This window comes from Mycobacterium sp. MUNTM1 (genome assembly GCF_054660795.1).
Genome location: NZ_BAAGDE010000003.1, coordinates 95,065 through 117,129 on the forward strand (window position 1 = coordinate 95,065; position 22,065 = coordinate 117,129).

The 22,065-nt window shown below is 65.5% G+C and carries 23 protein-coding genes; 11 read left to right on the forward strand and 12 right to left on the reverse strand.

Annotated features, from left to right (window positions below; genetic code table 11):
- Positions 1 to 65: 65 nt before the first annotated feature.
- From ACYQ8K_RS02885 to ACYQ8K_RS02895, 3 genes are read right to left on the reverse strand one after another with little or no spacing between them, the layout of a single operon-like run.
- Entirely contained in the window at positions 66 to 1,007 is a 942-nt protein-coding gene (locus tag ACYQ8K_RS02885) for an NADP-dependent oxidoreductase (protein ID WP_459966909.1), read from the reverse strand.
- A gap of 29 nt (positions 1,008 to 1,036) precedes the next feature.
- On the reverse strand, positions 1,037 to 1,969 hold the full coding sequence (locus ACYQ8K_RS02890) for an alpha/beta hydrolase fold domain-containing protein (protein WP_459966910.1): 933 nt from the start codon (positions 1,967 to 1,969) through the stop codon (positions 1,037 to 1,039).
- A 52-nt stretch (positions 1,970 to 2,021) separates the two neighbouring features.
- Entirely contained in the window at positions 2,022 to 2,243 is a 222-nt protein-coding gene (locus tag ACYQ8K_RS02895; RefSeq protein WP_459966911.1) for an SDR family NAD(P)-dependent oxidoreductase, read from the reverse strand.
- A gap of 183 nt (positions 2,244 to 2,426) precedes the next feature.
- Here ACYQ8K_RS02895 and ACYQ8K_RS02900 point away from each other — a divergent pair, with 183 nt between their 5' ends.
- On the forward strand, positions 2,427 to 2,951 hold the full coding sequence (locus ACYQ8K_RS02900) for a TetR/AcrR family transcriptional regulator (RefSeq protein ID WP_459966913.1): 525 nt from the start codon (positions 2,427 to 2,429) through the stop codon (positions 2,949 to 2,951).
- Between the two features lie 166 nt (positions 2,952 to 3,117).
- Here the strand turns inward: ACYQ8K_RS02900 and ACYQ8K_RS02905 are convergent, their stop codons facing one another.
- Entirely contained in the window at positions 3,118 to 3,321 is a 204-nt protein-coding gene (locus tag ACYQ8K_RS02905; RefSeq protein WP_459966914.1) for a hypothetical protein, read from the reverse strand.
- A gap of 102 nt (positions 3,322 to 3,423) precedes the next feature.
- Here ACYQ8K_RS02905 and ACYQ8K_RS02910 point away from each other — a divergent pair, with 102 nt between their 5' ends.
- The 5 genes from ACYQ8K_RS02910 to ACYQ8K_RS02930 are packed head-to-tail and all read left to right on the forward strand — an operon-like array spanning position 3,424 to position 8,660.
- Positions 3,424 to 4,428: an alpha/beta hydrolase gene (locus ACYQ8K_RS02910; protein ID WP_459966915.1), complete on the forward strand. Its 1,005-nt coding sequence runs from the start codon at positions 3,424 to 3,426 to the stop codon at positions 4,426 to 4,428.
- Between the two features lie 2 nt (positions 4,429 to 4,430).
- The gene (locus tag ACYQ8K_RS02915; RefSeq protein ID WP_459966917.1) at positions 4,431 to 5,288 is read left to right on the forward strand and encodes an SDR family NAD(P)-dependent oxidoreductase; all 858 of its coding nucleotides are present in this window, start codon (positions 4,431 to 4,433) and stop codon (positions 5,286 to 5,288) included.
- 23 nt (positions 5,289 to 5,311) lie between these two features.
- Positions 5,312 to 6,232 (forward strand): ferritin-like domain-containing protein, encoded by a 921-nt coding sequence (locus ACYQ8K_RS02920; protein ID WP_459966918.1) that lies wholly within the window; start codon positions 5,312 to 5,314, stop codon positions 6,230 to 6,232.
- On the forward strand, positions 6,229 to 7,731 hold the full coding sequence (locus ACYQ8K_RS02925; protein WP_459966919.1) for a flavin-containing monooxygenase: 1,503 nt from the start codon (positions 6,229 to 6,231) through the stop codon (positions 7,729 to 7,731). Before ACYQ8K_RS02920 ends, ACYQ8K_RS02925 begins: the two co-directional genes overlap by 4 nt.
- 14 nt (positions 7,732 to 7,745) lie before the next feature.
- Complete coding sequence (locus tag ACYQ8K_RS02930) at positions 7,746 to 8,660, forward strand: MerR family transcriptional regulator (protein ID WP_459966920.1); 915 nt, start codon at positions 7,746 to 7,748, stop codon at positions 8,658 to 8,660.
- 289 nt (positions 8,661 to 8,949) lie between these two features.
- Here ACYQ8K_RS02930 and ACYQ8K_RS02935 read toward each other — a convergent pair whose 3' ends face one another.
- Both ACYQ8K_RS02935 and ACYQ8K_RS02940 read right to left on the reverse strand, forming a co-directional pair.
- Positions 8,950 to 9,966, reverse strand: a complete 1,017-nt coding sequence (locus ACYQ8K_RS02935) for an acyl-ACP desaturase (RefSeq protein WP_459966921.1) — start codon at positions 9,964 to 9,966, stop codon at positions 8,950 to 8,952.
- A gap of 180 nt (positions 9,967 to 10,146) precedes the next feature.
- On the reverse strand, positions 10,147 to 11,499 hold the full coding sequence (locus ACYQ8K_RS02940; protein ID WP_459966922.1) for a salicylate synthase: 1,353 nt from the start codon (positions 11,497 to 11,499) through the stop codon (positions 10,147 to 10,149).
- A 337-nt stretch (positions 11,500 to 11,836) separates the two neighbouring features.
- Between ACYQ8K_RS02940 and ACYQ8K_RS02945 the strand changes: the two genes are divergently transcribed.
- Together ACYQ8K_RS02945 and ACYQ8K_RS02950 are read left to right on the forward strand one after the other, a co-directional pair.
- Positions 11,837 to 12,049 (forward strand): hypothetical protein, encoded by a 213-nt coding sequence (locus tag ACYQ8K_RS02945; RefSeq protein WP_007769888.1) that lies wholly within the window; start codon positions 11,837 to 11,839, stop codon positions 12,047 to 12,049.
- A 278-nt stretch (positions 12,050 to 12,327) separates the two neighbouring features.
- Positions 12,328 to 13,569: a sodium-dependent bicarbonate transport family permease gene (locus ACYQ8K_RS02950; RefSeq protein WP_459966923.1), complete on the forward strand. Its 1,242-nt coding sequence runs from the start codon at positions 12,328 to 12,330 to the stop codon at positions 13,567 to 13,569.
- A 17-nt stretch (positions 13,570 to 13,586) separates the two neighbouring features.
- On the opposite strand, the gene hemW is transcribed toward ACYQ8K_RS02950, so the two are convergent.
- Positions 13,587 to 14,759 carry a radical SAM family heme chaperone HemW gene (hemW, locus tag ACYQ8K_RS02955; RefSeq protein ID WP_459966924.1) on the reverse strand — a complete coding sequence of 391 codons (1,173 nt, stop codon included), beginning with the start codon at positions 14,757 to 14,759 and terminating at the stop codon, positions 13,587 to 13,589.
- 157 nt (positions 14,760 to 14,916) lie between these two features.
- On the opposite strand from hemW, the gene ACYQ8K_RS02960 reads away from it, so the two are divergent.
- The 3 genes from ACYQ8K_RS02960 to ACYQ8K_RS02970 all read left to right on the forward strand — a co-directional run bounded on the left by ACYQ8K_RS02960 (position 14,917) and on the right by ACYQ8K_RS02970 (position 17,565).
- Complete coding sequence (locus ACYQ8K_RS02960; protein WP_459966926.1) at positions 14,917 to 15,042, forward strand: Ms4527A family Cys-rich leader peptide; 126 nt, start codon at positions 14,917 to 14,919, stop codon at positions 15,040 to 15,042.
- Positions 15,043 to 15,157: 115 nt separating this feature from the next.
- Positions 15,158 to 16,825, forward strand: coding sequence for a nitrite/sulfite reductase (locus tag ACYQ8K_RS02965; RefSeq protein ID WP_459966927.1), 1,668 nt, complete (start codon positions 15,158 to 15,160; stop codon positions 16,823 to 16,825).
- Positions 16,822 to 17,565 (forward strand): phosphoadenylyl-sulfate reductase, encoded by a 744-nt coding sequence (locus tag ACYQ8K_RS02970; protein ID WP_459966928.1) that lies wholly within the window; start codon positions 16,822 to 16,824, stop codon positions 17,563 to 17,565. Before ACYQ8K_RS02965 ends, ACYQ8K_RS02970 begins: the two co-directional genes overlap by 4 nt.
- Before the next feature lie 17 nt (positions 17,566 to 17,582).
- Here the strand turns inward: ACYQ8K_RS02970 and ACYQ8K_RS02975 are convergent, their stop codons facing one another.
- The 5 genes from ACYQ8K_RS02975 to ACYQ8K_RS02995 all read right to left on the reverse strand — a co-directional run bounded on the left by ACYQ8K_RS02975 (position 17,583) and on the right by ACYQ8K_RS02995 (position 21,934).
- Positions 17,583 to 18,680 carry a sulfate/molybdate ABC transporter ATP-binding protein gene (locus ACYQ8K_RS02975; RefSeq protein WP_459966929.1) on the reverse strand — a complete coding sequence of 366 codons (1,098 nt, stop codon included), beginning with the start codon at positions 18,678 to 18,680 and terminating at the stop codon, positions 17,583 to 17,585.
- Positions 18,681 to 18,688: 8 nt separating this feature from the next.
- Entirely contained in the window at positions 18,689 to 19,507 is an 819-nt protein-coding gene (gene cysW / locus ACYQ8K_RS02980; protein WP_065030409.1) for a sulfate ABC transporter permease subunit CysW, read from the reverse strand.
- Positions 19,504 to 20,376 carry a sulfate ABC transporter permease subunit CysT gene (gene cysT / locus ACYQ8K_RS02985; protein WP_459966931.1) on the reverse strand — a complete coding sequence of 291 codons (873 nt, stop codon included), beginning with the start codon at positions 20,374 to 20,376 and terminating at the stop codon, positions 19,504 to 19,506. The genes cysW and cysT overlap by 4 nt, the downstream gene beginning before the upstream one ends.
- Entirely contained in the window at positions 20,373 to 21,404 is a 1,032-nt protein-coding gene (locus ACYQ8K_RS02990) for a sulfate ABC transporter substrate-binding protein (RefSeq protein ID WP_459966932.1), read from the reverse strand. Before ACYQ8K_RS02990 ends, cysT begins: the two co-directional genes overlap by 4 nt.
- A gap of 335 nt (positions 21,405 to 21,739) precedes the next feature.
- Entirely contained in the window at positions 21,740 to 21,934 is a 195-nt protein-coding gene (locus ACYQ8K_RS02995) for a hypothetical protein (protein ID WP_459966934.1), read from the reverse strand.
- Positions 21,935 to 22,065: the final 131 nt, after the last annotated feature.

Consider the following 22,065-nt stretch of genomic DNA (forward strand, 5'->3'; position numbering starts at 1 on the left):
AGTCCGGCTCTGACACATGTTGCAGCACAAAGTGACTCAAGGACACTCTCCACTAGTCGGGTGACTCATCCCGGCAAGACGATTAACTTGCCTCGCTTCGCGGTTCCGTTTTTCTCCAGTTCGGTCAGCGCTGGGATCGCTTGTGACAGTGGCACCGCTTGGGCGATCGGTAGCCGGAGATGGCCCTCGGCGGCGATGCGCGTGAGCGCCTCGAGATCAGCGATGTCTTCTTTGCCGATCACGACGTGGAATGGGCCGGGCAGGGCGCTTCTGACCATGTTTGCCGGACTAGGCATGACGCTCACGATTCGCCCCTTCGGGGTCAGGATCGCGCGGGCCTTCTTGCTCGGCAACTTGCCAGCGCTGTCCAGGACGACGTTGAATCGCCGGCGCAGCGCGGTGGGGTCGAAGTCGAAGTCCACGATGGGATCGACACCGAGGTCCCGCGCCTCGGCCTCCGACCCGGAGCGACAGCTGCCCGCCACGGTCGCCCCGTTGGCGGACGCGAGTTGCACGGCGGAGCGGCCGACTGCGCCAAGGCAGGCATGCACGAACACCGATTCGCCCGGCTGCAGCCTCGCTATCTTGAAAAGGGCTTGATACGCGGTCCCCGCGGCGATGGGAAGGGCCGCCGCCGCCTCGAACGACAGTTCCGCGGGTTTCTTCGCGACGCTGACTTGGTCGGCCACGACCACGTCGGCGAACGCGCCCGCCTCTTTGATCGATGCGGCACCGAGGACTTCGTCACCCACGCGAAGGCGGGTGACGTTCTTGCCGACGGCCTCGACGATGCCAGCGAAGTCATGGCCCAGTCCGCGTGGGAAGCGACGGCCGGTCACCATCTTCATTTTGCCGTTGCGTAGTCCGATATCCATCGGGTTGACGGCGGCCGCGCGGACCCGAACGAGAACGTCGTCGGGGCCCAGCGGCCTGGGCTCGAAGTCTTCGAGCCGCATGACCTCTGGTCCGCCGTATCGGTGGTACTGAATTCGCCTCAGTGTGGGCACGTGAGATCTCCGATCTGCGTTGTCGAGTGTTAACGGCGAAGGGGTTGCGCGAGAACGGATTCGAGGAACGCCAGCGTTGTCTCGCGCAGGGGCGGTGCGTCGAAGTGGGGCGACCCGTGGTCGCCGCCGGCGATCTGCACCAGGTCTGCCCGAACACCCGCCGCTGACAGTGCTCGATGAAGACGCCGCGCCTGCTCGATTCCGACGCGACGATCCTGGTCGCCGTGGACGATCAGGAACGGCGGCGCGCCCGGGTGCGCCAGACGGCACAGATTCCCACGCTCCACCACCTCGGGCCGGTCGGCGGGCACGAACCCGAAAAACCTCGCGAGTGTGCTGTCTGGACCGTCCATCCGTTCGACGGCGTCGGGAAGTGCGTCGTCATCGTGTCTGAGGAAATCGGTGGGTCCGTAGTGCTCCACGACGGCGGTCAATGCGCAGGACACCTCCGGGTACGGTTCGATGCTGCCCACGAGGTCGCTGTCGTCGCCGGCGAGTGCGACCGCACTGATGAGGTAAGCACCTGCGCTGGAACCGAAGCCCACCATCCGGTCGGCATCCAAGCCGTACTGGTCGGCATTGGCCCGCACCCAGCGCACAGCGGCGGCGACGTCGTGAATGGCGGCGGGAAAGACGGCCTCACCGCTGAGCCGGTACTGGACGGACACCACGGCCAGCCCCGCCTCGAGCAGGAATCTCCACGGCCCCATCTGCTTGATGCCGGTGAAGAACCCGCCCGGATGGGCGTAGACCATAACGGGAACGGGTGTTCGCACCGGTCGGTGCGGGATGTGCAGATCCAGGGTGAGTTCGCGGAATCCGATGACGGTGGCATACGGGCGATCCAGATGGCTCGCCACCCCCGGGAAGACCTCCACCGGCGCCGGGTCGGCGAATTCGGGCCGGATCATGGTCGCGACCATCTCGATAGGGATATCGACTGACATACCGGGAATGCGCACGGGATGGATCCTTTCGAAAGGTGCCGCAGCGGAATGGTTTTTACGTTTCAGGTCATTGCGGCGTCGTCTCGACGAGAGCGCGTCCGAACAGCAATCCGACCGTGTTGACCGCGGGCAAGCTGGGCGGCAAACTGTCCAGACGGTCTTTGCGGCGGGCCACGAGGACCACGTTTACGCCCGCGGCGCTGAGACGCCGTGCGAATTGCTCTGCGATGCCCGTGGACGCCCCGGTGACGACCGCGTACTGGCCGTGCGCTGCGCGAAGATCGTTCATTGCGTTCCCGTCTACACGCTGGGTGCTCATTCGGGTTATCGAGAATGCCAACCTCATGGCACCTAGTGTCATCACACTAGCACGGTGACGTCACTTGGTGCCATAAGGGCGCGGTGCGCACTTTAGAATGCGGACATGAGTCGCTGGGAACCCAACGCCGCTGAGCGGTTGGGAGTGGCCGCGGTGGAATTGTTCGCTGACCGAGGGTATGAAAATGTCACCGTCGCCGACATCGCCGAGCGCGCGAGATTAACCAAGCGAACGTTTTTTCGTCACTTCGCCGACAAGCGCGAGATCCTGTTCCGCGGTCAGGACACCTACCGCGAGATGTTCGCCGAAGCTATCGCCCAAGCACCCGCCGAGGTCGGGCCCATGGAGGCAGTCGGCGCAGCACTGCTTGCGTTCACCGCCGGCTTCGCAGACGACCGCCGAGAATTCCTCGCCACCCGTCAGGCCGTCATCGAAGCTAATCCTGATTTGAAAGAGCGGGACTTGCTCAAAACCGCCACTCTGACCGCGGCGATGGCCGATGCCCTTGTCGCGCGAGGGGTAAATCCACCGACCGCAAAGTTGGCCGCCAATGTCGGCGCACTCGCCTTCGCGGACGCGCTCGGATGCTGGCTGCAACCCGGGAATCGGAAATCTATGGCCGAGCTCGCCGCGCGCGCGTTGCGAGATCTCGACACAGCGATCGAAACGTTGCGCTGAGGCGCATCCGATTGCATCGCCGGCAACGGACTTGACTACGACCCCGACCTGCGGAACGTCACGCCGACGGCCGACCTGAGTCGTGTCGCCGGATGCGTCCGGGAGTGTCAGTCATGTGACAGATGCACTAGTAGAACAGATTTCGCACGATGGGCGCTTACGGCTGTCAGAGACGCTGCGTGGTGATGCGCACACGCTGCTGCCCGTCTTCGATGTTGCGCTGAGGTCGTCGCTCGAACACGGCACACCGGACAGGATGCGACTGGACTCGGCTGCCGAGCTCTTCGACGGCCAGCGTGACGACGTCACCGATCGCCAGCGGAGGGTCGGCGTCGAACGATCTCTTTGGTTGACAAAGATGCCAACTCATTCGAGAACCTATCGGGGCCCAGACTTGTTGTAGCCAGCCGGCGCCCACACCCGAGAAAAGCTGCCATTGACCAATGTCACCATTTGGTGTTGACTGCGTTGTATGACGGACGGCGTTCCGGCTCGCGGGTCGTTGCGATCCCGCGGCGCGGCAGCGGTAAGTACGTACACCCTTCGGCCGATCACCAGCGTGATTCCGCCCGAACGGGCATGGGGGCTGTGGTTATCGCGCCAGATCGTCGCCAGGATCATGGGGACGTTCGGGCCGTCGCTCGCGGGCACCCGCGTCGAATCGGTCGACGTCAAACTGCCCGACGGCCGCCGCGTCAAGGGCGAATGGGTCTACGGACCGCGAACACCCACCAGCGAAACCGAGCGCTCCTCAATCAGCGCGGGCGCAATCTACTACGTGCACGGCAGCGGATACGCCGTGTGTTCGCCAAAGACGCACCGCCGCTTGACCTCCTGGCTGTCGGCCCTGACCGGCTTGCCGGTGTTCAGCATCGATTACCGACTCGCCCCAAAGCATCGCTTCCCCACCGCGGCCGACGACGTCCGCGCGGGCTGGGACTGGCTGGTCAACACCTGCGGCGTGCCGCCGAAACAGATTGTGATCGCCGGTGATTCGGCGGGCGGTCACCTTTCGGTGGACTTACTGCTGCAGCCAGAGGTCGATCACCCCGCCGCCATGGTGCTGCTCTCTCCCCTGTACGACCTCACATTCGAGCTGTCACTGGCGCGCGAACGGATTCGGCCCGATCCCGCCACCCGGGCGGCGAGCGCGGTCCGCCTGGTCGGCCTCTACCACAGCGGCATGGAGCTCACCCACCAACGGCTGACGCTCGACGTCGCCGGCGGCGCCCCGCTTCCGCCCACCCTGATCCAGGCCGGCGGCGCCGAGATGCTGCAAGAGGATGCGCGCCAACTCGCCGCCGACATCCGCGCCGCCGGCGGCCGATGCGAACTGCAGATCTGGCCGCACCAGGTCCACGTCTTCCAGGCGTTGCCGCGCATGACACCCGAGGCCGCCAAGGCCATGGCCTATGTCGCGCGGTTCATCGCTCACGCCCTGCAGGATGCCCGCGCCGCCACCGAGGAGGTCCACTGACCATGTTCGGCCCCGTAGACAAACTGCTCAACCGGTCGAAAACCAGCCGCGGCGCGTCGGCGGTGGTGACCGGTGCCGGGAGCGGCATCGGCGCCGCCTTCGCCATCGAACTGGGCAAGCGTGGTGGCGCGGTGGTGTGCAGCGACATCGACGAGGCGGCCGCGCAGCAAACGGCCGACACGATTACCGAACACGGCGCCAAGGCGGTGGCAATCCGTTGCGACGTATCGCGATTCGAGGACGTGCGGGCGCTGGCCGAACAGTCGCAGGCCTGGTTCGCGGCGCCACCCACCCTGGTGATCAACAACGCCGGTGTCGGCGCGGGCGGTGCCGCCGTCGGTGAGGCGCCGCTCGACGACTGGCTGTGGACCTTGGGCATCAACCTGTGGGGACCGATCCACGGCTGCCATGTGTTCACCCCGATCCTGCGCGAGGCCGAGCCGTCGCACGCGCCGCGGGGCATCATCAACGTCGCCTCCGCGGCGGCGTTCGGTGCGGCGCCCGGCATGGCCGCCTACAACGTCAGCAAGGCCGGTGTGCTCTCACTCTCGGAGACGCTCGCCGCCGAACTGGCCGGCACGCCGGTGCGCGTCACCGTGCTGTGCCCGACCTTCGTCAAGACCAACATCCTCGAATCCGGCCGCATCAGCGAACAATCCAGCGAGCTGGCCGGAAAACTGATGCGCTGGACCGGATTGTCCGCGGAGAAGGTCGCGCGCACCTGCTTGGACGCACACGACCGCGGCGAGTTGTACTGCATGCCGCAATACGACGCCAAGATCGGCTGGAACATCAAACGACTTGCCCCGCAGACCTATACACGCGCGGCCGGCCTGCTATCCCGCATCAATCTGCCCTGATCACCCGACGAAAGGAGCTACCGGTGGCCATCGACATGGAAGCCATGCTCGCCAAGATCAAGGATCGACAGTGGGCCCTCGCCGACATCGACTGGGACGCCCCCGGTGCGGACACGATCACCGACGAGCAGCGGCCACAGCTCAAGGCATTCATGGCCGACTTGTGCTGGATCGAGAACATCGGCGCCAGAGGATTTGCGGCGCTGGCCAAGAAGGCACCCACACCGACCATCGCCGAGATCTACCGCTACTTCCACGCCGAGGAGCAGCGCCACGCCAACGCCGAACTGGCGCTGATGAAGCGCTGGGGCATGCTCGAGGACGACGAAGTTCCCGAACCGAACGTGAACATCCGACTGGCCATCGATTGGCTGGACCGCTGGGCTGACGACATGCCGCTGTCTCTGCTCGGCACCGTCATCCCGATGCTGGAAGTCGCACTGGACGGCGCACTGTTGAAGTTCCTCCTCGACGAGGTGCACGACCCGGTGTGCCATCGTGTCTTCGAGAAGATCAACAATGACGAATCACGCCATCTGGTTGTCGATTTCGAAGTTCTCGACATGATCGGTCATGCCAAGATCCGACGAATGCTGATCGACTTCATCGGCCACAACGCAACCCCGGGCCTCATCATCGGCGCGGTCATGGGCGCACCGCTTATCAACAGAATCCGCAACGAGATCGTCGCCATGGGCATGGAGCCCGAGCGGCTCTATAAGGCCGTGAAGCGATTCAAAGAACTGGGCGACCGCGCCGAACACGCCAGGCGGGTACCGACCTACCGGTTCCTGAGGCGCTACGCCGGAGTGGTGACGAATCCCCGCCACCCCTACCACCTGCTGGCCAATTCGATGGTGTGGCTTTCCGAGCGGTACCCGCGGCCGCTGCTGCCGTCGGTGCCCACTTGGGTCCGAGAAGTCACCCACGAGCCGGCGGCGTGACCATGGCGAACAATCACGCCCACGCGGCGCTCATCATCGGGGCCGGCTTCACCGGACTGGGCGCGGCAATCCGCCTGGCCGAAGCCGGAGTCGACGACATCGTGATGCTGGAGCGCGCCGACCGCGTCGGCGGAACCTGGCGCGACACAACATATCCGGGTGCCAGCTGCGACGTCCCGTCGCTGCTGTACTCGTACTCCTTCGTCAAGAACCCGACCTGGTCACGCACCTACTCCCCCGCGCCCGAGATCTACCGGCACCTCGAGGACATGGCGAACAGGTTCGACATCCGCAGCCGCATCAAGTTCGGCCACGAGGTCAAGGACCTCACCTTCGACGAGGACGCCGGCGTGTGGACCGCGACCACCAAGAACCGGAAGAAGTTTCGCGCTCGCACCGTCGTGTTGGCCTCCGGCCCGCTGTCCGACGTCAGCTTCCCCGACATCCGGGGCCTGGACAGCTACCGCGGACACAAGATCCACAGCGCCCGCTGGGACCACGACTACGACTTCACCGGCAAGCGCGTCGCGGTCATCGGTACCGGCGCCAGCGCCATCCAGATCATCCCCGAGCTGGTCAAGCAGGCCGGGTTCGTCAAGGTTTTCCAGCGCACGCCGTGCTGGGTGCTGCCGAGGTTGGACGTCGCCACCCCGCCGGCCCTGCAATCCTTGTTCGCCAAACTCCCTGCCACCCAACAGCTTGCGCGCCAAGCGCTGTACTGGGGCCACGAGGCCAGCGCGACGGCGCTGGTGTGGGACACCCCGTTGACGTCGCTGGTAGCCCGGCTCGGCCGCGCCCACCTGCGCGCCCAGGTGAAAGACCCGTGGTTGCGACGCCAGCTGACGCCGGACTTCCGGCCCGGGTGCAAACGCATGTTGGTGTCCAGCGAGTACTACCCCGCGCTGCAGCGCGACAACTGCAAGCTGATCGACTGGCCGATCGCCACGTTGAGCCCGGCCGGCATTCGCACCAGCGACGGCATCGAGCATCACCTTGATTGCATCGTGTTCGCCACCGGTTATGACGTGCACCTGACCGGTCCGCCTTTCCCGGTCACCGGGCTGGGCGGCCGGTCGCTGGCCGCCGAATGGGCCGCTGGCGCACAGGCTTACAAGAGCATCAACGTGCACGGCTATCCGAACCTGTTCGTCATGACCGGCCCCAACTCCGGACCGGGCCACAACTCGCTGCTGGTCTACATCGAGGGCCAGCTGGACTACGCGGTGCGCGGGATCACCACCATCCTCGACGAGGACCTGCGTTACCTCGATGTGCGCGAAGAGGTCCAGCGTCGCCACAACGAGGGCCTGCAACGCCGGCTCACCAAGACGACCTGGATGTCGGGGTGCCGTAGTTGGTATCTGACCAAGGACGGATTCAACGGGTCCATGTACCCCGGCTTCGCGACGCAGTATCTTCGCCAGATGAGGGATTTCCGGTACGAGGACTATCAGGCGGTGGCACATCGCGCCCAGACGCAGGCCACCGCGTCAGCCTGAGCTGCCGCACTGACATGGCCACCGAGCGCGCAGCACGGCCCGAACCCGGCACCATCGCCAGCGTGCTGCACAACGTGCGGCGCGCACCCAAACGGGTTCGGCGCCAATCGCGGGAGTACCGCCAACTCATCGAGGGGGCGGTGTCGCAGCTTTTCGACGCGGCCGCCCGGCACCCGCACGGCGACGCGAACTCCGGTGAGTACCGGATCGACGATCTGGCGCGGCTGGCCGGCACCACCACCCGCAATATCCGCGTCTACCGCGACCGCGGGCTGCTACCACCGCCGCTGCGGGTGGGGCGCATCGCGCTGTTCAACGACACCCACCTGACCCGGCTGCGGCTCATCACCTCGATGCTCGACCGCGGCTACAACATCGCGCACGTGCGGGAAATGCTCAGCGCGTGGGAGCAAGGCAAAAACCTCGGCGACGTGCTGGGCCTCGAGACGGCGATCGCCGGCACCTGGACCGCCGAAAAGCCGGAGACCGTGTCGCTGGCCGACGCCCAGCGACTGGTCGACGATCCCAACGCATTCGAGCGCCTGGTGGCGCTTCAGCTGATTCGGATCGATGGGACGCAAGCCACCATCACCCGCCCGAAACTCATCGAGGCGTTCAACGAAATCCGCGGCTACGGCGTCAAATTCGACAAGCTCATCGACCTCCACGAACAGATCGTCCCAGAGATCGACAAGATCAGCGACATGCTGGTGCGAGCCGGAGCCGAACACGTGCTGGATCGCATCAAGCCCGGCGAACCGCTGCCGGCCGACGCCGAAATCGCCGAGCTGATAACGATGTTGGTGCGCTTTCGGACCCAAGCCGTGGCGACCGTCACCGCCACGCTCGCATCGTCGATCGAGTCCAATATCGAGTCGCTCGTCGGCCGCATCCTGGCCGACTATCTCGAATCGAGCTCTTCGGTCTGAGTCCGGGTGCGTGCGCACTTCGGGCCGTGCGCCTGCGCTGTTACGAGGTGACGACGGTGCAGCTTGGGCACGCGACGGTGGCCGTGCAATCGGCTATTCCCGGGGAGATCAAGGCAAGCATCAGACCAAGCAAAGCTTTCGCCCTGAGATTAGACATACAGCTCCTACTCTCTAACCCCCGGGTGTGCGTCGCACCTTACGCGGAGCCGTGCCGGTAATCATCGGAATGCCCCACATTGTTCGGCGACCATCTGTCAGCCGCATCCGTGGTCAGGCAACCAAACAGCGGTCAGTGCTGACTCAGCGTCAGCGTCCCTTTCGTTCGAAGCACATTGCTGGCGGTGATCTTCTCGGTTCTGCGCGCCTCGCGCTCCAGATAGCGTTGCTTGGATTCGTCGAATTTCACCGAGGCGTCCTCGAGTTCCTTGACCAGCAGCGCCAGATCGTCCCGCATGCCGGCGGCCTCGCCGGTGAAGTCTTCGCGTTCGAAAATCCGCCATTTCTTCAGCACCGGCATCACCACCTCTTCGAGATGGATGCGCGGGTCGTACACACCGCCGACGGCGATGATCACCGCCTTGCGGCGAAACTCCGGGACGGTGAATCCGGGCATCTTGAAGTTGCGCAGAATCCGGTGCACCGATCTCATCGCCTGATCGGGCGCGATGTCGAGGCCCGCGGCGCTGATATCCCGATAGAAGAGCATGTGCAGGTTTTCGTCATGCGACACCCTGGCCATCAACTGCTCGGCGACCGTGTCGTTGCTGACCTTCCCCGTGTTGCGGTGCGAGACGCGGGTGGCGAGTTCCTGGAACGAGACATACATGACCGAGTCGAACAGACTCTCAGCGAACATGTCGCCCTGCTGGTTCTGGCCGGGGCTGAAGCCTCGCGTCATTTGCTCAAGCCGCAGCTTCTCCAGCTCGACCGGGTCGACGGCGCGGGTGACCACCAGGTAGTCGCGTAGCGCCGTGCTGTGCCTGGCTTCCTCGGCGGTCCATCGATTCACCCACTGCCCCCACGGACCGTCCATGCTGAAGTTCATCGCGATCTCACGGTGATACGAGGGTAAATTGTCCTCCGTCAACAGGTTTTGGACCATCGCCACCTGCGCAACGTCGGGCAGCCTCGTCTGCCCGGGCTCCCAATCCTGGCCGTCCGGCCCGTAGAAGTTTCGGCCGTCCGACCAGGGAACGTAGTCGTGCGGGCTCCACTCCTTGAACATCGACAGGTGGCGATTGAGCAAACGCTCGACCACCGGCTCGAGCTCGTGAAGTAGCTGTAGGTTGGTCAGCGCCGTGGACACGGAACCCTCCCAGTTATCTCTCGCAGTCGTAATCGCAATGTATCTGTGTCATGCGGTTACATAAAGATGACACGCGTGCAAACCGGGCAACTAGGGCCGAAAGTCCCCGCGACACCAACCGTGACGCAGGGAACACCAAGCTCCGGCTACCACCGGCAGCCAGCCAAAGGGATTAGAAAGTTATTGGCGCGCAATCAGATAGGGGGCGAGCGTGGACAGCTTTTCGCAGGTTTCTTCGAATTCGCGGTCGGGTGTGGACTCTTCGATAATGCCCGCACCGGCCCGCAGCCAGGTCTTGCCGTCACATTCATACGCCGCCCGCAGCGTCAGCGCCGCATCAAGCCCGCCGTCCGCCGAAATCATCACGACCGCGCCCGAATACAGCCCGCGCGGCCCCTCGTCGAGGCGCAAGATCGCTTCGACGCCACCGGCTTTCGGGATGCCCGACGCGGTGACCGCCGGGAAGAGCGCTTCGAGCGCATCCATCCGGTCGTTCGATGTGCCCAGCCGGCCGCAGACCGTGGAGCCCAGGTGCTGCACGCTCCCCCGTTCCCGCACTGTCATGAAGTCGGTGACGACGGCGGTGCCCGGCTCGGCGATCTCGGTCATTTCCTGCAGCGAGCTTCGCACCGAAATGGCATGCTCGACAATCTCTTTGGAATTCGACTCCAGGTCGTCGCGAGCCTGGCGGTCGCGCACCTCACCACGCCCGAGCGCGCGCGTGCCCGCGAGCGGCTCGGTCACCACGACGCCATCGTGATGGACGGCTGCGACCAGTTCCGGGCTGTAGCCCACGGCGCGAATTCCACCGAGCCGCAACAAGAACGACCTCACCGGGGTGTTGTGTCGCCGGGCCAGGCGATAGGTGGACGGGAAATCGAGCGCGAAAGGCACTTCGATAGACCGGGAAAGGATCACCTTGTGATAAAGGCCCGCGGCGATCTCTGCGACGGCCGACGCGACACGGCCACGGTAGTCGGACGCGTCGGCGACCACGTCAACCGCCGAGGCGTCGCGCACATCGGACACGCCGTCGCCGAGTACGCCGAGGACGTCGTCTCGGTGCCCGGCCGAGGTACCGAACAGCCGGACCTCGTCCCGGGTCACCACGATGCGGCCATGCGGCCAAAACACTCGGGCCAGTGGGGTTCCCGGCGCCAACCGCTGCTGCAGCCCGTAGCGGTACACCCCGAATTCGAACGCGATCCAGCCGAACAGCTGGTCGGTTTCCAGCAACAGCCGGTCGACGGCTTCACCGAGCACCGGACCGGGCCTGCCCGACCATCGCTGGCTCTGGGCCACTCCGTCGCGGATCACTCGCAGCTCGTCGCTGTCGAGCTCGACCATCGCGCGCACGCCGGTGGCCAGCACCCAGTCACCGCCGCGCTCGTAGAGCAGATACTCTTCCCCGGTGCGCTCGGACAGCACCACGGCCAGCTCGGCCGCCAGGTCCGCCGGGTCGACGTGCAGGGGAAGCGGAATCGACGGCGACTCAGAGCCGGCGGAACTTGTCTCGACGCTGACCTCGGTCACGGTTAGTAAATGTAGCCTAACCTATGTATCTCTGCGCAACCGATCCCACGAACTGCCTCACCGGGTGCCGCATTCAGCTAAAACTCCCGCGGAGTTAAACCGCCGGCCGGCCGGGCGCTTCCTCTCGAAGCCCGCCGTTTCCAGATCGATGACAAGCTGTTTGTGCAGGTAGCGCCGCTTCGATTCCACCCTCGAGGCGGCCGTCCCCACGCCGGCTGTGAAGATCACCACTGCAAAGGTTTCCCAACCGTTTACGTTGCGGTCGCACAACAGGCGGCTTCGGCAGCCAGACTTTTTCCTAGCGCTCACCGCATGCCCGCCGGATTGGAGAAACACCGTGTTCATAATCCGGCTTTTCAACGGCGAGGAAGTGCACGCGAGCGAAGGCGACGAGCTCGAAATCAATCCGCAAACCGGCGTGCTGTCGGTTTCTCGGGTCGACGGTTTCGAGGAAATCACGACGCATTACTCGCCGTCGGCGTGGCTCTCGGTAACGCACCGCAAAAAGGGCGCCGGCGTCAGGCCCTCGCTAGTCCCGTCCGCGCGCTGACGATCTATTGACTCCACAGTAAACGCACAGCACTTTCACACCAAACTCGCGGCATCGATAGCGGGGCCGCGCGCCGGATTTCGCTCCGGTAATTTCGCTCTGAGCAGCGGGTTTACCGGTTATCAACAGCCAGGCGGGCGTCCGACGCCCTGTGCGCTTTCAAGTGGCGGCGGGCATGCCGCGGGGATAAATTCTTGACGGTCGTCGCGATGTTTCGTGGTTGCTCCGCTTGCGGACGGTGCTTCCCCAGATCAGCGCTCTAACCAACGGAGGCATCGATGCTGCAAGAGTTCTGGCACAACTTCACGCATAACTTGTTCAAGCCGCTGCTGCTGTTCTTTTACTTCGGGTTCCTGATCCCCATCCTGAAGGTGCGGTTCGAATTCCCCTACGTCATCTATCAGGGATTGACGATGTACCTGTTGCTGGCCATCGGCTGGCACGGCGGGGAAGAACTCGCGCAAGTCAGTGCGTCGAGCGTCGGGGTCATCGTGGGCTTCATGGTCCTGGGCTTCGTGCTGAACTGTCTGATCGGCGGCCTGGCCTACCTGGGCCTCAGCCGCCTGAAATCACTCCGGAAGATCGACCGCGCGACCATCGCCGGCTACTACGGGTCCGACTCGGCGGGAACGTTCGCCACCTGCGTGGCCGTCCTGGCCGCGGTGAACATCGCCTTCAATGCGTACATGCCGGTGATGCTGGCCGTGATGGAGATCCCGGGCTGCCTGGTTGCGCTGTATTTCGTTGCCCGACTGCGGCATCGGGGCATGGACTCCGCCGGTTACATGCCCGACGAGGCCGGTTACACGGCGCCGGTCAAGGTTGGGGTCGGGCCCGGCACCGCCGCACGTCCTCCGCACGGGCAGAGCCTGGAGAGCCACGAGGAAGCCGCCATCGAGCAGGAGCTGGAGCTCTCGCTGGAAAAGATGGAGCACCCGGATTGGGAGCCCGACCACGGCCCGGCGCGACCCAAGGGCAAGAAGGTGCCCATCTTCTCCCGGGAGCTGTTCCAGGAGGTCTTCCTCAACCCCGGCCTGGTCCTGTTGATGGGTGGCATCATCATCGGCCTCGTCAGTGGGCTGCAGGGACAGAAGGTCGTCGCCGACGACGACAAATTCTTCGTCATGGCCTTCCAGGGCGTGCTGTGTCTGTTCCTGCTCGAGATGGGGATGACGGCGTCGCGCAAGTTGAAGGACCTCCGCACCGCGGGGCCCGGGTTCATCGTCTTCGGGCTCGTGGCGCCAAATGTCTTTGCGACACTGGGCATCATCGTCGCCTGCAGCTATGCGTCGTTGACCCACACCGACTTCAAGACCGGAACCTACGTACTGTTCGCGGTCCTGTGCGGTGCGGCGTCCTACATCGCCGTTCCCGCGGTGCAGCGCCTGGCGATCCCCGAGGCGAGCCCGACGCTGCCGCTGGCCGCCTCGCTTGGCCTGACGTTCTCCTACAACGTCACCGTGGGGATCCCGCTCTACATCGAGATCGCCCGCGTCTTCGAGCATCTGTTCGGGGTCTGACCACGCGGAAAACGCCGCTACCCCAATAGGGTTCGCACCACGGCGTCGGCCAGCAGGCGTCCGCGCGGAGTCAAGACCAGCCTGTCACCCTCGACCACCAGCAACCCGTCGGCAACCACACCCTCGGCGCGCTCCCGCTCGGCCGAGTTCAGCACTTCAACTGGGAGTCCTTGGCGCAGACGAGTTTTCAACAACACGTCCTCGGTGTGCAAGGCTTCGGCATCCAGCTGCTCGAATCCGGCCACCGGCAGCGTCGCCGCGCTCAACCGTTCCGCATACGCGTTGGGGTGCTTGACGTTCCACCAGCGCGTCGTACCCAGATAGCCGTGCGCGCCCGGCCCGGCGCCCCACCACTGGCCACCATCCCAGTAGCCGATGTTGTGCCGGCACTCACCGCCGGGCCGCGACCAGTTGGACACCTCGTACCAGGACAATCCCGCCTGCGACAGCCGCGCATCCACCAATTCGTAGCGGTGGGCCAGCACGTCGTCGTCGGGTGCGGCCAGTTCGCCGCGCCGGACGCGCCGGGCCAGCGCGGTGCCTTCCTCGACGACCAGCGCATAGGCGGATACGTGATCCACGCCCGTCCCGATCGCCGTCTCGACCGAGCACAACAGGTCGTCGTCGGACTCCCCCGGAGTTCCGTAGATCAAATCGAGGCTGACGTGCTCGAAACCCGCGGCCAGCGCCTCGCGGGCGGCGGCCGCGGACCGGTTCGGCGTGTGGATGCGGTCCAGGACACCCAACACCCGCGGCGCCACCGACTGCATCCCCAGCGATACCCGGGTGTAGCCGGCCGCGCGGATGGCGTCGAAGAAGTCCGGCCACGCGGACTCGGGATTGGCCTCGGTGGTGACCTCGGCGTCGGGTGCCAGCGTGAAGTTCTGCCGCACCATGCCCAGCAGCGTCGCCATCCGCGGGCCCCCCAGCAGGGAAGGCGTCCCGCCGCCGACGAACACGGTGTTCACCGGCGGCGCCTGCAACCTCGCGGCCGCCAGTTCCAGTTCCTTTCCCAGTGCGCTGAGCCAGGCGTCCGGATTGACCCCACCCAGCTCGGCCGGGGTGTAGGTATTGAAATCGCAATAGCCGCAACGGGTTACACAGAACGGCACATGCACATAGATGCCAAACGACTGCCCGACGCCCACCCCGACGTCGGGCAGGTCGACCGGTTCCACGCGAATGGCCATGCCAAATGATCCCACGATGAACCGGGCGTCGCTCCCGGCCGCAGGGACGACCGGTCGGCCGGGGAACGGTCTCATGAACTTCTCGGGCTTTGCCGGTGAATCTCCCAGACTTCGCCGGTAGTTTTAATCACCGTGAGCCAAGATTTGACCTGCTCGCATGGCCCTTCGGCATCCATGGCACAATGGGGGCGTGACTGTCGACCAGCCCAGCCCGCGCATTGCGCTCGTGGCTCGACGGCACATTGATCTCAAGCGCGTTTGCAGCTGTATCTGTCTGCCTTGACGTGGTAGACCCAGGCCCCCTGTGTCTCCAGCTGGCCGACGGTTCCGCGCCGCCCGAAAGTGCCGGTGAACTGTGCTGGCCGCGCTGGCGATCTTTTTAGAGGAGAGAACTTCCGATGACCACCGCCCGAGCCGCAAAGCCCCGTAACGAGGGCCAATGGGCACTGGGAAATCGTGAGCCGCTGAACCCGAACGAAGAGATGAAGCAGGCCGGCGCCCCGCTGGATGTGCGGGAGCGCATCGAAACCGTGTACGCCCAGAATGGTTTCGACAGCATCGACAAAAGCGACCTGCGGGGGCGTTTCCGCTGGTGGGGGCTCTACACCCAGCGCGAACAAGGCTACGACGGCACGTTCACCGGCGACGACAACGCCGAATTGCTGGAAGCCAGATACTTCATGATGCGGGTGCGGTGCGACGGCGGCGCACTGTCGGCGGCCGCGCTGCGCACCGTGGGGCAGATTTCCACCGAATTCGCCCGCGACACCGCCGACATCACCGACCGCGAGAACGTGCAGTACCACTGGATCGAGGTGGAGAACGTCCCCGAGATCTGGCGACGGCTGGCCGAGGTCGGACTGCAGACCGCCGAGGCGTGCGGTGACTGCCCCCGCGTGATCCTGGGCTCACCGCTGGCCGGCGAGTCGCTGGACGAGGTGCTCGACCCCAGCTGGGCGATCGAGGAGATCGCACGCCGCTACATCGGTCAGCCCGACTTCGCCGACCTGCCGCGTAAGTACAAGACCGCGATCTCGGGTCTGCAGGATGTGGTGCACGAGGTCAACGACATCGCGTTCATCGGCGTCAACCACCCCGAGCACGGCCCGGGGCTGGACCTGTGGGTCGGTGGCGGGCTGTCGACCAACCCGATGCTGGCCCAGCGGGTCGGCGCCTGGGTGCCGCTCGAAGAGGTGCCCGAGGTATGGAACGCGGTGACGTCGATCTTCCGCGACTACGGCTACCGGCGGCTGCGGTCCAAGGCGCGGCTGAAATTCCTGATCAAGGACTGGGGCATTGAAAAATTCCGTGAAGTTCTCGAACACGAGTACCTCAAGCGTCCGCTGATTGACGGCCCGGCTCCCGAGCCGCTGAAGCACCCGATCGACCACGTGGGCGTGCAGCGGCTCAAGAACGGCCTCAACGCGGTGGGCGTCGCCTCGATCGCGGGCCGGGTCTCGGGCACCATCCTCACCGCGGTGGCCGACCTCGCCGAACGGGCCGGCTCGGACCGGATCCGGCTGACCCCCTACCAGAAGCTGGTCATCCTCGACGTGTCCGACGACAAGCTCGACGAGCTGCTCGCCGGCCTGGAGGCGCTGGGCCTGCAGTCACGGCCCTCGCACTGGCGGCGGAATGTGATGGCGTGCACGGGGATCGAGTTCTGCAAGTTGTCCTTCGCCGAAACCCGGGTCAAGGCGCAGTCTTTGGTGCCCGAGCTGGAAAGCCGGCTCGCGGACATCAACGAGCAGCTCGACGTGCCGATCACCGTCAACATCAACGGCTGTCCCAATTCGTGCGCCCGCATCCAGGTCGCCGACATCGGGCTCAAGGGCCAGATGGTCGACGACGGCGAGGGCGGCTCGGTCGAGGGCTTCCAGGTGCACCTGGGCGGCAGCCTCGGCCTGGACAGCGGCTTTGGTCGAAAACTGCGCCAGCACAAGGTCACCAGCGACGAGCTCGGCGACTACATCGAGCGGGTCACACGCAACTTCCTGAAATATCGCGGCGAGGGTGAACGTTTCGCACAGTGGGCTATGAGGGCAGACGAGGACGATTTGCGATGAGCGAACGAACAACCAAACTTCCAGAAGCCGAATTGCGGGCGCTCGCCGCCCGCGGGGCGGCCGAGCTGGAAGGCGCCAGCGCCGCCGACGTATTGCGTTGGACCGACGAGACATTCGGCGGCATCAACGGACCGCGCGGCTGGGCCACCTGCAACTATGTGGTGGCGTCCAGCATGCAGGAGGCCGTGTTGATCGACCTGGCGGCCAAGGCGCGTCCGGGCGTTCCGGTGGTGTTCTTGGACACGGGTTATCACTTCGCGGAGACGATCGGCACCCGGGACGCGATCGAGTCCGTCTACGACATCCGGGTGCTCAACGTCACGCCCGCGCAGAGCGTCGCCGAGCAGGACAAGATGCTGGGCAAGGACCTGTTCGCGCGGGACCCCAGTGAGTGCTGCCGGCTGCGCAAGGTCGAGCCGCTGGGCAAGACGCTGCGCGGATACTCCGCCTGGGTGACCGGGCTGCGCCGGGGCGAGACCGCCGCGCGCGCCAACGCCCCAGTGGTCGGCTTCGACGAGGGCTTCAAGCTGGTGAAGGTCAACCCGTTGGTCGAATGGTCCGACGAGGACGTGCAGAACTACATCGACGAGCACGGCGTGCTGGTCAACCCGCTTATGTACGACGGCTATTCATCGATCGGTTGCGCCCCCTGCACCGCCAAGCCGCTGGCGGGCGCCGACCCGCGCAGCGGACGCTGGCAGGGACGGGCCAAGACGGAATGCGGGCTGCACGCGTCGTAACGGGACGAATCTGGCCGTCAGGCCGACGTCAGCGTGTTCTCGTCCTCATCGGCCTGATCGGCGCGGCGCGCGTCGGTTGCGGCCTCGAGGGCGATCGGCGGGACCCGGGTGGCACGCACGTAGACGGTGTCGCCCTCGCGTAGCGCCAGTGCCTCGGCGTCGCCGCGCGTGATCTGGGCGGTGAAGAAGCCGCCGGTGGCGGCGCTGGTCAACTCGACGCGCACCTCGAAACCGAGCGTGACCACGCGGTCGACGACGGCGCGCACCACGCCGACGGAATCGGCGGTGCCGTCCCCGCCGGCGATCGCCATCTCAGGGTTGCGGCCCACCCGGATATCGTGCGGCCGCACCAGGGTGCCGTTCAGGGTGGACACCGCACCGAGGAACGACATCACGAACGCGTTCGCCGGGGCGTCATACACGTCGGTCGGGGATCCGACCTGCTCGATGCGGCCCTGGTTCAGCACTGCAATCCGGTCGGCCACGTCCAGCGCCTCGGCCTGGTCGTGGGTGACCAGCACCGTCGTCACGTGCACCTCGTCGTGCAGGCGCCGCAGCCACGCGCGCAGGTCCTCGCGCACCTTGGCGTCCAGCGCGCCGAACGGCTCGTCGAGCAGCAGCACCTGCGGATCGACGGCAAGCGCGCGCGCCAACGCCATCCGCTGTCGCTGGCCGCCGGACAGCTGGTTGGGGTAGCGGGCCTGAAAACCACTCAGCCCCACCACTTCCAGCAGGTTGTCGACTTTGGCCTTGATCTCGGCCTTGGGCCGCTTGCGGACCTTGAGCCCGTAAGCCACGTTGTCGCGGACGGTCAGGTGCTTGAACGCGGCGTAGTGCTGGAACACAAACCCGATGCCGCGGCGCTGCGGCGGCACCCGCGTGACGTCACGACCGTAGATCGTGACTGTTCCGGTGTCGGGCTGGTCGAGGCCCGCAATGGTACGCAGCAGGGTCGATTTGCCCGAACCACTGGGACCCAGCAAAGCCGTCAGCGAGCCGGTGGGCACGACGAAGTCCACATGGTCAAGGGCGACGAAATCGCCATAACGCTTGTTGGCGTCACGCACGATGATGGCGAGGTCGTCGCGGTTGGTGCCGGCGTCAGTCACGGTCATTCCCCTCGTCAGGCCTGTTTGGCCGCTCGTGCGCGGCGCGCGTCGAGCACCACCTGGAAAACCAACACCAGCACGGCAACTCCCATCAACAGTGTGGACAGCGCGTAGGCGCCGTACTCCGCACCGCGGTTGTAGCGGTCGGAGACAAGCAATGTCAGTGTCTGCGACTTCCCCGGCAGGTTCGACGACACCATGAGCACGGCACCGTATTCCCCCAGGGTACGTGCGATGGTCAACACGATGCCGTACGTCAGACCCCACCGGATGGACGGCAGGGTGATCCGCCAGAAGGTCTGCCACCAGCCCGAACCCAGGGTGGCCGCGGCCTCCTCCTGGTCGGTGCCGAGCTCGTGCAGCACGGGCTCCACTTCGCGCACGACGAATGGCAGCGTGACGAAGATGCTGGCGAGCACGATCCCCGGCAGGCCGAAGATGATCTTGAACCCGAGGTCTTGCTCCACGAATCCGAGGGCACCGGCCGACCCCCACAACACGATCAACGCGACGCCCACGATCACGGGCGATACCGCGAACGGCAGATCGATGACCGCCTGCAGCACGCCCTTGCCACGAAACCTGTTGCGCGCGAGCACCAATGCCGTGGGGATCCCGAAGACGACGTTGAGGGGCACCACGATGGCCACCACCAGCAGCGTCAGATTCAGCGCCGATATCGCGGCAGGGGTGCTCACCCAGGCGTAGAACTGGCCGAGCCCGGGTTGAAATGTTCGCCACAGGATCAACGCCACCGGGACGACCAGCAGCACGAAGATGTATCCGAGCGCGATGAACCGCAACCAATACCGCACTCCCGCAGACGAGGTCATGCGGACAGCTCCTCTCGCTTGGCCGCGCGCCCGCCCACGATCCGCAGGATGAGCAGCACGACAAACGAAATGGCCAACAGCACAATCGAAATGGCGGCCGCGCCGGTGCGGTCGTCGTTCTCGATCAGGGTGCGTATCCACTGCGACGACACTTCGGTCTTGCCCGGCACCGCACCACCAATGAGCACCACGGATCCGAACTCGCCGATCGCCCGTGAAAAGGCCAGGCCCGCACCGGATAACAAGGCGGGCAGCAGCGACGGCAGCACCACGGAGGTGAAGATCTTCGGGCCGCTGGCACCCAGCGACGCCGCGGCCTCCTCGGTCTCGCGATCCAATTCCAGCAGCACCGGCTGCACGGCGCGCACCACGAACGGCAACGTGACGAAGGCCAGCGCCACCGTCACACCCCATGACGTGTGCTGCAGGTGCAGGCCGACAGGACTGTTGTTGCCGTACAGCGCCAGCATCACCAGGCTGGCGACGATGGTGGGCAGCGCGAACGGCAGGTCGATGATCGCGTCGACGAGCCGCTTGCCCGGAAAGTTGTCACGCACCAGCACCCACGCGATCACCAGGCCGAAGACCAGGTTGAGCACGGTGACGCCGGCCGAGATCGTCAGCGTCACCCGGAACGACTCGAGGGCGGCATTCGAGGAGACCGCCAGCCAGAACGCGTGCCAGCCGCCACCTGCGGATTGCCAGGCGATCGCCGCCAGCGGCAGCAGCACGATCACCGACAGCCACACCGTGGCCGCCCCGACCCGAAGGGCGGTGGTGCCGCGGCCGCGGCCGGGAGGCGGTCCCGGTGGCGTGTCACCGCTGAGCTCGGGCCTGATTGCCAGCGGGTCCGGCGTGATGGCCGTCATCCGGTGGCCTTCGTGTAGATCTTGGTGATGCTGCCGGTGTTCTTGTCGAACAGCTGCGGATCCGCCGTGGTCCAGCCGCCCAGGTCGGCGATGGTCCACAGTTTCGCAGGCACCGGGTACTGGTTTCGGAAGTCGGCGGCGACGGCCGGATCGACCGGGCGAAAACCGGCCTGCGCCCAGACCTTTTGGGCCGCGGCCGTGTACTGAAAGTTCTTGAAGGCGACGGCGGCATCCAGGTGCGGGCTGGTGTTGACCACGGCCACCGGGTTGTCGATCCTGAAGGTCTGCGACGGGTTGACGTGTTCGACCGGCTTGCCCGCCCGCTCGGTGGCGATGGCCTCGTTCTCGTAGCTGATCAAAACGTCGCCGCTGCCCTGCACGAAGACATCGGTGGCTTCGCGCCCCGACCCGGGACGCAGCTTGACGTGCTCGGTCACCAACTTCTTGATGAAATCCACCCCGGCGTCGCTGTGCGCGCCGCCCTCACTCTTGACGGCGTACGGCGCGAGCAGATTCCACTTCGCCGATCCGGAACTCAGCGGGCTGGGCGTGATGACCTCGACGCCCGGCCGCAACAGATCATCCCAATCCCTGATGTTCTTCGGATTGCCCTTCCGCACCACCAGCGTGACCACCGAGCCGAACGGAATTCCCTTGGTGGCGTCCGTATTCCAGTCCTTGGAAACCTTGCCGGCCTTGACCAGTCGAGCGATGTCGGGTTCGACGGAGAAGTTCACCACGTCGGCCGGCTTGCCGTCGACGACGCCGCGAGACTGGTCACCGGAGGCCCCGTAGGAGGTGACCACCTGCACGCCCTTGCCCTCGTCGGAGGCATTGAACGCCGGAATTATCTTGCTCCATCCCGGTTCTGGGACCGAGTAGGCGACCAGGGTGATGCTGGTGCGCGCGTCGGACAGCCCACCGCCGCCGACGGCATCGCTGGCCCCGCCGTGGCATCCGGCGACCAGCCCAGCAATCAGGGCAAGGGCGAGGACGGGCCGCCAGTGCGATGCGGTCCTGATGTCCATTGAGGGCCTTCCGATGCAGAACGTATGGGATATCGGTCCCGTTTCTGCGGATAGGCACCTAGAACTTCAGGAGAATTCGAAAACTCCAGACCAGACCGCGCACGGGTGTGGGAGTCAGCGACAACAGTGCACGAAGGCAAAGCACCCCGGAATGCCAAATGCCACGCGCATGGCGGGAAGCCTAACAGGAATTGGGTTTGCCGCCACCGCGACGGTGGCTGAGCAAACGGGCGAGGCCGGCTAGTGGTGCATCAAGTGGGTCACCAACCACGTGATGACCACCAGCACCACCAGGATGACGAGAACCAGCGTCACGTGTGACCGGGGCATGGGCGTTACTCGGGCGTCCCGTCGGCGTGGCGGGCACGGCGCATCAGCTCGATGCCCTTGCCGAGCACGCCGTCCAGCACGGCCGCCGTGGCGTAGGCCACCGCCAGCACGATCGGCATCACCACCATGGCCTGCAGGACGAACGGGAGGCCCGAAAGCCATAGTTCGTTGCCGTCCCACCAGTTGAGGAACGCGTTCACGTGGCTCACCCTATTCGGCCCGGAGGTCGAAGACCAATGCCCGAAGACCAGCGTAGGGCCGGCCCACGCCGCGTCCACGTCACGGTGAGGGAAAAGCGGGCCGCCTGCCTGCCAAGCGGTGAAGCGCGCGC